11 protein-coding genes are annotated in these 12194 nt (G+C 77.0%); 3 read left to right on the top strand and 8 right to left on the bottom strand.

All coding sequences use genetic code 11. From position 1 onward, the window contains the following. Positions 1–119: 119 nt before the first annotated feature. Positions 120–1106 (bottom strand): FKBP-type peptidyl-prolyl cis-trans isomerase, encoded by a 987-nt coding sequence (locus FBY24_RS05190; RefSeq protein ID WP_142158665.1) that lies wholly within the window; start codon positions 1104–1106, stop codon positions 120–122. A gap of 259 nt (positions 1107–1365) precedes the next feature. Between FBY24_RS05190 and FBY24_RS19385 the strand changes: the two genes are divergently transcribed. Beyond that, positions 1366–1497 carry a hypothetical protein gene (locus tag FBY24_RS19385; protein ID WP_255432232.1) on the top strand — a complete coding sequence of 44 codons (132 nt, stop codon included), beginning with the start codon at positions 1366–1368 and terminating at the stop codon, positions 1495–1497. Between the two features lie 282 nt (positions 1498–1779). Continuing rightward, positions 1780–2775: a hypothetical protein gene (locus tag FBY24_RS19210; RefSeq protein WP_222117205.1), complete on the top strand. Its 996-nt coding sequence runs from the start codon at positions 1780–1782 to the stop codon at positions 2773–2775. 49 nt (positions 2776–2824) lie between these two features. Here the strand turns inward: FBY24_RS19210 and FBY24_RS05180 are convergent, their stop codons facing one another. The 7 genes from FBY24_RS05180 to FBY24_RS05155 form a co-directional block, all read right to left on the bottom strand. After that, positions 2825–5329 carry a lanthionine synthetase LanC family protein gene (locus FBY24_RS05180; protein WP_160158436.1) on the bottom strand — a complete coding sequence of 835 codons (2505 nt, stop codon included), beginning with the start codon at positions 5327–5329 and terminating at the stop codon, positions 2825–2827. Then, the gene (locus FBY24_RS18920; protein WP_160158435.1) at positions 5326–6417 is read right to left on the bottom strand and encodes a hypothetical protein; all 1092 of its coding nucleotides are present in this window, start codon (positions 6415–6417) and stop codon (positions 5326–5328) included. Before FBY24_RS18920 ends, FBY24_RS05180 begins: the two co-directional genes overlap by 4 nt. Then, a complete protein-coding gene (locus FBY24_RS05175) occupies positions 6414–7106 on the bottom strand; it encodes a hypothetical protein (protein WP_142158661.1) in 693 nt (230 codons plus the stop codon). Before FBY24_RS05175 ends, FBY24_RS18920 begins: the two co-directional genes overlap by 4 nt. A 122-nt stretch (positions 7107–7228) precedes the next feature. Then, positions 7229–7834, bottom strand: a complete 606-nt coding sequence (locus tag FBY24_RS05170) for a response regulator transcription factor (RefSeq protein ID WP_142158659.1) — start codon at positions 7832–7834, stop codon at positions 7229–7231. A gap of 75 nt (positions 7835–7909) precedes the next feature. After that, on the bottom strand, positions 7910–9604 hold the full coding sequence (locus FBY24_RS05165) for an alpha-amylase family protein (RefSeq protein ID WP_142158657.1): 1695 nt from the start codon (positions 9602–9604) through the stop codon (positions 7910–7912). Then, entirely contained in the window at positions 9601–10632 is a 1032-nt protein-coding gene (locus FBY24_RS05160; RefSeq protein WP_142158656.1) for a TIGR03885 family FMN-dependent LLM class oxidoreductase, read from the bottom strand. Before FBY24_RS05160 ends, FBY24_RS05165 begins: the two co-directional genes overlap by 4 nt. Positions 10633–10694: 62 nt before the next feature. Next, positions 10695–11063, bottom strand: a complete 369-nt coding sequence (locus FBY24_RS05155; protein ID WP_142163194.1) for a helix-turn-helix domain-containing protein — start codon at positions 11061–11063, stop codon at positions 10695–10697. Positions 11064–11309: 246 nt separating this feature from the next. Here FBY24_RS05155 and FBY24_RS05150 point away from each other — a divergent pair, with 246 nt between their 5' ends. Then, the gene (locus tag FBY24_RS05150; protein ID WP_142158655.1) at positions 11310–12167 is read left to right on the top strand and encodes an SDR family oxidoreductase; all 858 of its coding nucleotides are present in this window, start codon (positions 11310–11312) and stop codon (positions 12165–12167) included. Positions 12168–12194: the final 27 nt, after the last annotated feature.

Here is a 12194-nt window from a genome sequence, read left to right as displayed (position 1 = left end):
GCCAGCGTAGGGCGGCGGGGCCCCGGACGGCAGGACGAGGGTCCCGTGGCGCGGTTCTCACCCGGACGTGCCGCGGGCCGGGCCCCGTGAGGAGCCCGGCCCGCGCGGTGGTGCTGCGGTCAGCTGGCGGCGAGCACGTCGACGACGAACACCAGCGTCGAGTTGGCGGGGATGGTGCCCTGCTCGGCGTCCCCGTAGCCCTTGTCCGGCGGCACGACGAGCAGCACCTGGCTGCCGACCTTCTGCCCGACGAGGCCCTCGTTCCAGCCGTCGATGACCTGCGCGGCGCCCACGCCGGCGACGGTGAACGTGCTGCCGCTCTCCCACGACGAGTCGAACTGCGTGCCGTCCCAGAGCCAGCCGGTGTACTTCACGATGACGTTCTGGCCCTCCTCGACCGTCGCGCCGTCGCCCTCGATGAGGGGCTGCACGACGAGCTCGGTCGGGGCGTCGCCGTCGGCGGCCTCGATCGACGGCGCACCGTCGTCCGCGAGGGTGACGGTCGGCAGGCCGTCGGCGGGGGCCACGGCCTCGCCCTCGGCGCGCTCGAGCACCTTGGTGGCGCCGACGAGGTCGGCCACGGCCACGACCGCGCCGCCGTCCTGCGGCACCGCGAACACCACGCGCGCACCGATCTTCGCGCCCTGCAGGGCCTCGAAGAGCGTCGCGAACAGCGTGGCCTCGGTCAGCTCGACCGACTCCGGCGTGCCGCCGTCGTAGGTGGAGCCGAGGTCGGAGCCGTCGGCGCCGGAGATGCCGGTGGTCTGCATGGAGAGCAGGTCGCCGATCTCGACCGCGTCGCCGTCGCCCTCGGCGACCAGGCGGGCCACGGGTGCGGTGACCTCGAACGGCGTCTCGGGGAGCTCGACGGTGGGCTTGGCGCCCGCGTCGCCGGTGATCTCGACGGCCTCGAGGAGCGCGACGTCCTCGGCCGTAGGCTCCGCGTCCTGGGAGACGGAGGCGTCGTCGGTGGCGGTGGCCGACGCGGTCGGCTCGGCCTCGCCGCTGGCGCCGCCGCACGCCGCGAGCGTCACGCCCACGGTGAGGGCGAGCGCGGCGGCGGCGACGCGACGCGCGGTCGTTCGGGCGGTGGTCGTGCGGCGCACGGGGTCCTCCGTCGATCTCAGGTCCCGCCCGATCAGGGGCGGCGGACCTGCGCACGCTACGCGACGAACCTGGGCGCGTGTCGAGCGTCCGGCCCCTGAAACCTTTCGGTCCCCGGGTCCGGGTCCGGTCGCCCGGGGTCCGCGGCGGGTGGTCTGCGTCACCAGGACGGCCGTCCAGGACGTCCGTCCCCCATCTGTCGCGGATGCGTGACAGAGACTGGTGCGTACCGGACGGAACCGACGCGCAGGGGGTGGCGCCATGAGCACGACCGCCGCACCGACGCGCGTCCCCGAGGGCATCTGCACGGTCGTCCCCGACCCGCCCGTCGCCCGCCGTCGACGACCGGTCCGCCCCTCGGGCCCGACCGTCGACCCCGGTCGTCGTCGCTGACGCCTGGCACGCACACCCGGCACGCACGCCTGGAACGCACGCCTGGCACGCACGACAGGCACCCACGACAGGCACGCACGCCGGGCCCCGCCGGGCCCTGACCGTGGCGCGCCCGCCGGACCGTGGCTGCCCGGTGCGTCGGCGACCGGCCGCGTCGGTCGGTGCCGGCCGGTGCGGCCGCGACCCGTCGACGCCCGACCACCCCGCCCGACCGCCCGCACGGGCACGTCGCCCGTGCGGAACCTCCGCCGCCCGCCGGCGGACATCCCCTGAGGAGGACGCATGAGAAGGATCACCTCGACGGCGCTCGCCACCGTGACGGCGCTCGCGCTGGTCGTCGTCGGCGCCGGTGGCGCCTCGGCCGCCACGACGGCCGCCACCGACGGCCCGGGCGGCGCGACCGCATCGGTCACGGACGTGACGTCGTCCGCGCGCGCCGTGCCGGAGAGCTACCCGCACGACGTCGAGCGGCCGTTCTGGTGGGAGGCCGACGGCCTGCACCTGCGGGACCCGATGCCCGCGAACGGGTACGTCAACATCAACGTGCCCGGTGCGCAGAACCTCAACGTCGACGTGAACCGCGACCTCGTCGGCGCCACCGTCGTGCCGTGGGACCGCTTCGGACTGACGGCCGGCATGTGCGTGGGGTGGACCGAGAGCAACGGGTTCTCGTACCACTTCGGCGAGAACAACGAGGGTCGCGGCGGCGTCGACGAGCGCGGCTGGTCGTACTGCGTGCCCGACCCGACGACCCCGGTCGACCCCGTCGACCCCGTCGACCCGGTGGACCCGGTGGACCCTGTGGATCCGGTCGACCCGGTCGACCCGGTCGACCCGGTCGACCCGGTCGACCCGGTCGACCCGGTCGACCCGGTCGACCCGGTCGACCCGGTGGACCCGGTGGATCCCGTGGACCCCGTGGATCCCGTCGACCCGGTGGATCCCGTCGAACCGGTGGACCCCGTCGACCCGACGGAGCCGGTCGGCCCGGACAGCCCCGACGGGCCGGAGCCGACCGACCCTGACGCCCCCGAGGTCCCCGGCACGGTCGACCCCGGGCCGGTGACCCCCGTGGCACCGGCGCAGCCCGGCGAGGTCGTCACCGTCACGGGCACCGACGCCGACGGCACCGCGTCCCGGGCGGAGGTCCTGGCCGCTGCGGGCGGTTCCGGCGCCCTCGCGACGACCGGTCCCGACGCCCGGCCGGTGCTGCTGGCGGCGGCCGGCCTGGTCGCGACGGGCGGCGCGCTGGTCCTCGTCCGCAGGCGCCTGGCCTGAGCGGCGCCGGACCCCGCGGCGCCGGACCCGGTGCTGCGCGGGCGTCGCGTCAGGTGCTGAGCAGCGGGAAGCCCGACGGTGCGGCCGAGCGCACGTCCTCGGCCAGCGTGGCGGCACCGAGGTCCCCCTTCATGAGGCTGCCGGGCACGGTGCCGGGGGCGTGCGCGCGGGTCGCGGCGACGTCCGCGAGGGTCTGCGCGGCGGTCCGCCACCGCGGCTCGCCCGTGGCGCGGTGCAGGTCGAGGCACGCGTAGCCGACGCCCGCGGCGCCGCAGCACAGCGTCGCGGACGCCTGCCCGGCCGCGGCGAGGGCCCCGGACGCGGCGGCCGCGGCGACGGCCAGGTCGGCCGGGTCGTCGCTCAGCCGGTGCGCGAGCGCCCACAGGAGCGCGTGGCCCGCGCCGCCGTGGCACCAGCCGGGCCACGTCTGCGCGGGGTCGCCGCCGGCGTGCCGGGGCCAGACCAGCCGCCCCGGGCCGCGGGGGTGGGCGGCGGCGCGCAGCCGGTCGAGCTCGTCGCGGGCGGGGTCCGGGACGCCGCCGCGCACGGCCTGCGCCCAGCGCAGCACGGCGTGCACCTGCCCGGCGCGCCCGTGCGCCAGGCCGAGGAACGCCCCCGGGGGCGCGGGCTCCTGCAGCCCGTCGGCGAGCCGTGCCGCGAGGTCGTCGCCCAGGGCGCGGGCACGGGCGACGGCCGGGACGACGTCGCCCGCCGCAGGGTCGGCCGGGCCCGCGGGGCCGCGGTGCTCGACGAGCAGCGCGAGACCCGTCAGCACCGCGGGGTGGCCGAGCGCGGCGTCGCCGTCGAGGGGGCCGTCGGCGGAGCCCTCCCACAGGTCGAGCGCGGCGGCCAGGTGCGTGTCGCCGGACGCGACGTCGCCCGCGGCGGCGGCCACCAGCCCGGCCACGAGGTGGACGCCCGGCGCGGCGTGCAGCGTCGAGCGCGGGCCGACGCGTGCGGGGTCGAGGTCGAGCGCGGGCGCGCTGACGCCCTGGGGGTCGGCGAGCTCGGCGACGGCGCGCTGCGCCCAGGCGTCGGCGTGCGCGACCCCGGCGGCGGCCTCCGCGGCGTCGCCCCGGGCGGCGTCGTGCTGCGCGAGGCGCCACCAGTGCAGCGCGACCCCGGCGGACCCGAACGCGACGGTGGCCCGCGGTGGCCCGAGCGGCCCGCGCCAGGCGGGTCCGTCGGGGGCGTAGCGCCGTCGGGTCGCGCGGGCGAGCGCGTGGGCCGGGGACCCGGCGTCGGCGTGGGCCGGGGACCCGGCGCGGGCGCGGCCCGTCGCGCCCGCGGACGCCGGCCCCGACGGCGCCGGACGGGTGGCCGGGGGAGCGGGGGCGTCGGCCAGGGCCTGCGCGAGGGTCGCCGCGTCGGGCCACCGGTCGTGCGGCGCCCGGGCCAGCGCCCGTCGCAGCACCTGGTCGAGCCCGGGCCAGGCGGGTGCGCCGTCGGCCTTGAACGACGCCGGCGCGGGATCTGCGACGGCGGCGAGCAGGGCGCGCCGCTCGTCGCCCGTGCGCACCCACGGCCGACCCGTGACGACCTCGCGCAGCAGCGCGCCGAGCGCGAAGACCTCGCCCGCGACGGTCGGCGGCGGCGGTTCCTCGCCGGCGAGAAGCGCCGCCGCCAGCTCGGGCTCGTGGTACGCCGCGACACCGCCCCGTCCCCGGGGCACGTCGTCGCCGGAGCGGGCGTTGCCGAGGTCGACGAGCACCGCGCGTCCGTCGTGGACGAGCACGTTGCGCGGGTGCACGTCGCCGTGCACGACACCCGCCGCGTGCAGCGCGGCGAACGTCCGGGCCACGGCGACCACCAGCGCCCGCACGGCGGCGGGACCTGCGCTCCGGGCCTCGGCGGCGGCGACGTCGAGCGTGCGCCCCGGCACCCACGGCACCGCGAGCCACCGGCGTCCCGCGTCTTCCCCCGAGGCGGGCGGCCCGGCGACCGCGGGGCAGCCGGCGCGCACGAGCGCGTCCAGCAGGGCGTGCTCGCGGTCGAGCACGCGGGCGGCGTCGGCCGTGGTCGCGACCTTGAGGGCGACGTCCGCGCCGCCCGACGTCGCCCCGGCGTCCCTTGGGCCGTCCAGGCCGTCCCGGGCGCCGGTGGCGCGGGCGACCCAGCCGTCGACGGTGGCCTGCACCGCGGTGCGGACCGTCCACGGCCCGACCACGTCGCCGGGTGCGGGCGGGACGACGCCCACGTGCCCGGGCGGCACGAGCACGCCGCGGCCCACCAGGCGGGCGGCCAGCGCCGCGACGTCCGCGAGCACGTCCTGCGCGGCCCGGCCCGTGCGGGCGGCGTGCCGCAGCGTCACGTCCACGACCGTGCGGGGCGTGCGGAAGTCTGCGAGCACCGCGGCGGCGTCGGCGTCGAGCACCGTCGACCCGTCCCGCGAGCGCAGGTGGCCCACCGCGACCTCGCCGGGCCGTGCGCCCAGGTCGCGCCGGGCGTCGTCGTCGAGGGTGTCGAGCGCGACGACGACGGCGTCGTCGTCGACCCGCAGCGGTCCGAGCAGCACCTGGCCCGGCAGCACCGGGCCGGGCGCCGTGGCGGTCACCGGGCCGCTCCTGCCGGTGCCGGGGGTGCGGTCCGCGCGGTCCCCGGGTGCGCGGGCTCCCACCGGACGGGGTCGACGCCGTCCGCGCGGAGCCGTGCGGCGACGACGGCCGTCGGGTCGTCCGCGTCCCCGGTGTCGAGCAGCGCGCGCGCGACCAGCCGGCAGACGTGCGAGCGCCAGCTCGGCGACAGCCACGCGAGCGGTGGCTCGGCGGGGTCGGTGCCCGTGCGCACCCGGTTGCCCGGGCGGCCGGTGAACGGCAGCGGTGTCGGGTCGACGTCGCCGCACGCGTCGTCGACGGCCCGGGCGAGCGCGTCGACGGCTGCCGGTCGCAGCCCGTGCACGACGAGCCGGTCGGGCCGCAGGGCGCCGCGCAGCCCGGTGCCGACCTTCACGGCGGCGGCGTCGCCCGGAGGCACGTGCGTGGCGAGCACGCTCACCGTGGCGGCGAACGCGTCGGGCAGGTGGTCGGGCGGCACGCACACGTACGCCTTGTCCTGCAGGGGCCGGCGCGGCCCGGTCCCGGGGCGCCACCACCGCACCCAGTGCGCGTCGGACCCGTGCCGCCAGCCGTCGAGCACGGCCCGCACCTGCGGGCGGCCCAGCAGCAGGCGGTGGGTCGTGGCGTCGGGCCCGGCGGGTGCGGCGCGCCACCGGGCCGTGGCGGGCAGGGTCCCGTGCACGTAGAGGCGGCGGGCCAGCACGTCGACGTCGTGGACGCCCGCGGCGAGCAGGCGGGCCGCGTGCCGTACGGCCTCGCGCGCGTCGCCCGGGGGCAGCGTCGCCCCGTCCGCCGCGGGTCCGGTGGTCCAGCCCTCGTCGCGGCGGCGCTCGAGGACGCCGTCGACCACGAGCCGGTCCACGACGTCCGCGGGCGCCGGCGCGCCCGGCCATTCCAGCACGGCCAGCACGGTCGCGTCGACGGCCTTCCAGGTGGCGCCCGGGGCACGCGGGCGCAGGAACGCGGCGACCGCCGGGTCCGCGGCGAGCGGCGCCACGGCGGCGCGCTCGTGCGGGGCCAGGTCGGGCGTGCGGACCACGTCGTACCGGCCGGTGGTCCGCACGTCGGCGGTCGCCGCGCCGCTCACGGCGCCGTGGCCCCGGTGCGCAGGTCCTCGGCCAGGCCCTTGAGCCGCCCGGTCAGGCCCTCGGCCTGCTCGCGGGAGGTCAGCGCCGCCGAGCGCTCCGCCATCGCCGCCTCGGTGCGCGCAAGCGCGTACTGCAGCAGCGCGTGCACCTGCTCGATCGGCGGCAGCACGACCGCCTCGGCGGGGTCCCGCGGGAACTTCGTCGACGAGCCGCTGCACCCGCCCGGGCACGAGCTGGTGCCGCCGTCGCAGAGCGCGCCGACCCCCGGCAGCACCGAGACCAGCAGGTCCCGGACCCGGAACGCCCCGGCGAACCCCTCCACGCGGTCCGCCTCGCCGACCTCCTGCAGCACCGCGACGGACTCCTCGACCTGCGCGGCGAGCAGCTCGCGCTCCTCGGCGTCCTGCGGCAGCCCGGCCGCGGGGTCGCGCCCGGCGGCCTGCACGAGGTCGACCTGCTCGCTCGCGTGCCGCAGCAGCACCTGCAGCTCGCGGAAGTCCGCGGGGTTGATCCGCCAGTCGTTGCAGCCCGTGGTGTGGAAGTCGCTCGCGGCGTTGCTGCACCCGCCGGGACAGTCGGAGTGCTGGTTGCTGCACGCACCCCCGCACACCGAGTCGTTCGTGCAGTCGGCCGCCCGCAGCCCCGGCGGCAGCACGGTGACCAGCAGGTCCTTGTACCGGAACGTCATGGCGTCCTCGCTCTCCCCAGCGGCCCGCACCGGTGCGGGCCTCCCGTCACGACGCTAGGGACGCCGCCACCCGGGCCGGCAGGCCCAGACCGGGCCCGAAAAAGGACCAGAAAAGGACCGCCTCAGCGGTGGTGCGCGACCGCGTGCAGGTGCGCGACGGGCGGCACGGCGGCGCCGTCGAGGAGTGCGGCGGCCTCGCCGCGGTGCCGCACCCCGAGCTTGCGCAGCAGGTTGTGCACGTGGTTCTTCACCGTCCGCTCCTCCAGCACGAGCAGGCGGGCGATCTCCCGGTTCGTCAGGCCGTCGCCGAGCAGGCGCATGACCTCGCGCTCGCGGGGCGTCAGGTGGGTGGGCGCCACCGCCGGAGCGCTGCGGTGCCCGAGCGCGGCGCACACGGCGGCGCGCAGGTCGTCCGCGTCGGCGTGCGTGCCGAGCACGCGCACCCACGGCCCGTCGGTCGGTCGGGCGGTGGCACCGGGCTCGTCGACGGCGTCGTCGACGAGCAGGACGAGCGGAGCCCCGGCCCACAGGGCGAGCAGGCGCCGCGCGGCGAGCGGGTCCGCGGCGGGCCGCACGACGAGCAGGTCCGGCAGGCCGGCGGCGAGCGGGTCGGGGCGGGGCGCGCACGCGCGCACGGTGCCCACGCACGGCGAGCCGCGCACGACCTCGACGAGGCAGCTGCGTGCGAGCGTCGCGTCGTCGACGACCAGGACGTCTGCGGCGTCCATGCCCGGCCCTCCGTCCCCCTGGTGGTATCCCCTCGGCAGGAGGAGCGCCCACCTGCCGAGGAGATACCGGGTGGGTCAGAGCAGGCGGCGGGAGTCCGGGTGCACGACCCGCAGCCAGCGGTACCCGTACCCGTCGAGCTCGACGTCGAGGCGGCCGTGGGCGTCGGGGTGGTGCTCGTCGTCCTGCAGCAGGTCCACGAGGCGGCACCGCTCGTCGGTGTCGGGCAGGTGCAGCGGGACGGTCACCGACTCGGGGCCCAGGTTGTGCAGCAGCACCGTCGACGCGTCCTGCCAGGTCGATCGGTGCGCGAGCACGGACGCGTGCGGCTGGTCGAGGATCTCGGCGCGCTCGGTCCACCCCAGCTCGGGGCACTCGCGGTACCGGCGGGCCAGCAGCTGCACGAACGACAGCAGCGACGCGGGGTCGCGCCGCTGGTCGGACACGTTGACGTGCGCGGGTCCGTAGGCGCCCTCGACGACGGGCCCGGACAGCCGGGACGGCGCCGCGGCGGAGAACCCGCCGTTCTTGCCCGCGGTCCACTGCATGGGGGTGCGCACCGCGAGGCGGCCCTCGGCGGCGAGGTTCTCGCCCATGCCGATCTCCTCGCCGTAGAACAGCACCGGGGTGCCGGGCAGCGCGAAGAGCAGGGAGTAGACCATCCGCACCCGCCGCGGGTCGCCGTCGAGCATCGGCGGCAGCCGGCGGCGCAGGCCCCGCCCGTACAGCTGGTGGTCCTCGTCGGGGCCGAACGCGGCGAACACCTCGGCGCGCTCGTCGTCGGTGAGCTTGTCGAGCGTGAGCTCGTCGTGGTTGCGCACGAACGTCGCCCACTGCGCGTCGCGGGGGATCGCCGGCCGCGCGGCCAGCGTCGCGGCGACCGGGCCGGCGTCCTGGCGGGCCAGCGCCAGGTACATCTGCTGCATGAGGACGAAGTCGAACTGCAGGTTCAGCTCCTCGCCCTCGTGGTCGCCGTCGTGGTCGTGGTCGCCGAAGAACAGCCGCTGCTCGTCGTAGGGCAGGTTGACCTCGCCCATGAGGATCGAGTCCCCGACCCGGCGGGACAGGAACGCCCGCAGGTCCTGCAGGAACTCGTGCGGGTGCTCGATCGCGTCGTCGGGGTCGTCGGCGACGTCGGCGAGGAAGAACGGCACGGCGTCGACCCGGAACCCCGACAGCCCCAGCTCCGCCCAGTAGCCGACCATCTTGACGACCGCGTCCCGGACCTTCGGGTTGGCGGTGTTCAGGTCCGGCTGGTGCCGGTAGAACCGGTGCCGGTACCAGGCGCCCGCCTGCTCGTCGTACGTCCAGATGCCGTCCTCCTTGTCGGGGAAGACGACCTCGTCCTTCGTGTCCGGCGGCGGGTCCTCCCGCCACACGTACCAGTCGCGGTACGGGGAGTCCTTCGAGCGGCGGGCCGAGCGGAACCACGGGTGCTTGTCGGACGTGTGGTTGACGACGAGGTCCGCGATGACCCGGATCCCGCGGTCCTTCGCGGTGCGGATCAGCTCGACGAGGTCGCCGGCGTCGCCCAGGCGCGGGTCGACGCCGTAGTAGTCGGTGATGTCGTACCCGTCGTCCTTGTCGGCCGTCGGGTAGAACGGCATCAGCCACAGGCACGTCACGCCGAGCTCGGCGAGGTGGTCGATGCGCTGCACGAGGCCCGGCAGGTCGCCGACCCCGTCGTCGTCCCAGTCCATGTACGTCTCGACGTCCAGGCAGTACACGACCGCGTTCTTCCACCACAGGTCGCCGGTGTCGCGGATCCTCACGCGCGCACCTCCCGCAGCACGGGCAGCAGGTGCTCCGCGGCGACGTCCACGAACGCCTCGAGCGACGCCGAACGGGGCGTGCTCGTCGGGGCCGCGTCGGGGTGCTTCTCGTCCGACGGCACGACGTCCGTGACGACCTGGTGCAGGTACACCGCGTCGAAGCCGATCTCCACCAGCGCGGCGACGCGCTCGGCCAGCCGCGCCGGCTCGTGGTCGACCAGCACCGACGAGCGGATCACGTCCTCGGACACCTTCGGCGCGATCTGGTCGAACGCCTCCGGGGTGTCCAGGTCCCACGCCACCGGCGGTCCCACCGCGTTGCCCGCCCACTGCTCGCGCGCGATCCGGAACGCCTCGTCGGGGTCCGGCGCGTACGCCACGTGCACCTGCAGCGCGATCTCGCCCCGCCCGCCCGCGTCCCGGTACGCGTCGACCACGGCCCGCAGCGCGGCCGGGTCCTGGTTGACCGTGACCAGCCCGTCCGCCCAGCGCGCGTGCGCCGCCGCGGTCGTCGCGGTGACCGCGGGACCGATCAGCAGCGGCGCGACGTCCGGCAGCGTCCACAGCTTGGCGCGGTCCACGCGCACGAGGCCCTCGTAGGTGACCTCCTCGCCGGCCAGCAGCGCCCGGATGATCTCGACGCACTCCACGAGCCGGGCGTCACGCACGTGCTTGGCGGGCCACCCGTCGCCGGTGATGTGCTCGTTCATGTTCTCGCCCGAGCCGAGCGCGACCCAGAACCGCCCCGGGTGCATCGCGGCCAGCGTCGCCGCCGCCTGGGCGATGATCGCCGGGTGGTACCGCTGCCCGGGGGCGTTGACGACCCCGAACGGCAGCGACGTCGTCGCCATCGCCGCACCGAGCCACGTCCAGGCGAACCCGGAGTGCCCCTGCGTGGCCGACCAGGGGGCCCAGTGGTCCGAGCACATCGCGGCGTCGAAGCCACGCTGCTCGGCGAGCTGGACGGTGGAGAGCAGGGCCGAGGGATGGACCTGCTCGTGGGAGGAGTGGAGACCGACGCGCACCATGCCGCACTTTCCTACCCGCTGGACGCCCGTCCCGCCCGTCGAGTGCGGTGCCGGGCGCGGTGTCAGGGGGCGGTGCCCGGGCGGGTGCCGGTGGCGCGGCCGGCGACGATCGCGTCCGCGTGGTCCACGATCCAGCCCATGAGCGGCAGCAGGTGCGCGGCCAGCTCGTGGCCGAGCGGCGTGAGCGCGTAGTCCACGCGCGGCGGCACGGTCGCGGCCACGGTGCGGTCCACGAACCCGTCCGCCTCCAGGGTCCGTAGCGTCTGCGCGAGCATCTTCTCGCTGACGCCCTCGACGGTCCGTCGCAGCTCGCCCCAGCGCATCCCGCCGTGCGAGAGCGCGACGATCACGAGCACGCCCCACCGGCTGGTCACGTGGTCGAGCACCACCCGGCTCGGGCACGCCGCCGGCAGGTGGTGGGTGGCCAGCATCTGCTGCAGCGCCGTGGGCGTGGGCGCACCGCCGTCCGGACCCGGAGCCCCGGCCACCGGGCGCGTGGATGTGACCGTCGCCACATCGGCGCGCGGCGGCATCGTCGTGACCTCCATGCTCACCTCCAGGTGCGTACCCAACCAGGAAGTGGGCACCGTCGATCGGGAAAGCCTACGCCGCACCCCACGTTCTGACCCGTGACGGTGCGGGTGGTCCGCACCGGCAGAACCACCGAGGAGCACCCCATGTCGATCGTCGTCACCGGAGCCACCGGCCAGCTCGGCCGTCTCGTCGTCGAGGGCCTGCTCGACGCAGGCGTCGCCCCCGCCGACGTCGTCGCAGGCGGCCGCTCCACCGACCGGCTCGCCGACCTCGCCGCCCGCGGCGTGCGCGTCGTCACGCTCGACTACACCGACCCCGCCACGGTCGCGGCCGCGCTCGCGGGCGCCGAGAAGGTGCTCCTCGTCTCCAGCAGCGAGGTCGGCCAGCGGCTCGCCCAGCACCGCGTCGTCATCGACGCCGCCGTCGCCGCGGGTGTCCAGCACCTCGTCTACACCAGCGCCGCCCACGCCGACACGTCCGACCTCGTGCTCGCGCCCGAGCACAAGGCCACCGAGGAGCTGCTCGCCGCGTCCGGCCTGCCCGTGACCGTGCTCCGCAACAACTGGTACACCGAGAACTACGCCCAGGCCCTCCAGCAGGCCGCCGCGACCGGCGAGATCGTCGCGTCGGTGGGCGAGGGCCGCGTCGCCTCCGCCACGCGCGCCGACTACGCGGCCGGCGCCGTCGCCGTCCTCACGGGCACCGGCCACGCCGGCCAGGCCTACGAGCTGTCCGGCGACGTCGCGTGGACCCACCACGAGCTCGCCGCCGCCGCGGCCGAGGTCCTCGGCCGGCCCGTCACGTACCGCGCCGTGAGCACCGACGAGCACGCGCAGATCCTGCGCTCCGTCGGCCTCGACGAGGGCACGGTCGGCTTCGTCATCACGCTCGACGCCGACATCGCCCGCGGCGACCTCGCCGACGCCACCGACACCCTGCGCACCCTGATCGGCCGCCCGACGACCCCCCTCGTCGACGCGGTCCGAGCGATCCTCGCCTGAGGTCGCTCCCGCCGCCGGACCCGGACC

Source organism: Cellulomonas sp. SLBN-39 (assembly GCF_006715865.1).
GTDB lineage: Bacteria > Actinomycetota > Actinomycetes > Actinomycetales > Cellulomonadaceae > Cellulomonas.
The sequence above is the reverse complement of the archived record's forward strand: the minus strand, read 5'-3'. Positions and strand labels throughout refer to the sequence as shown.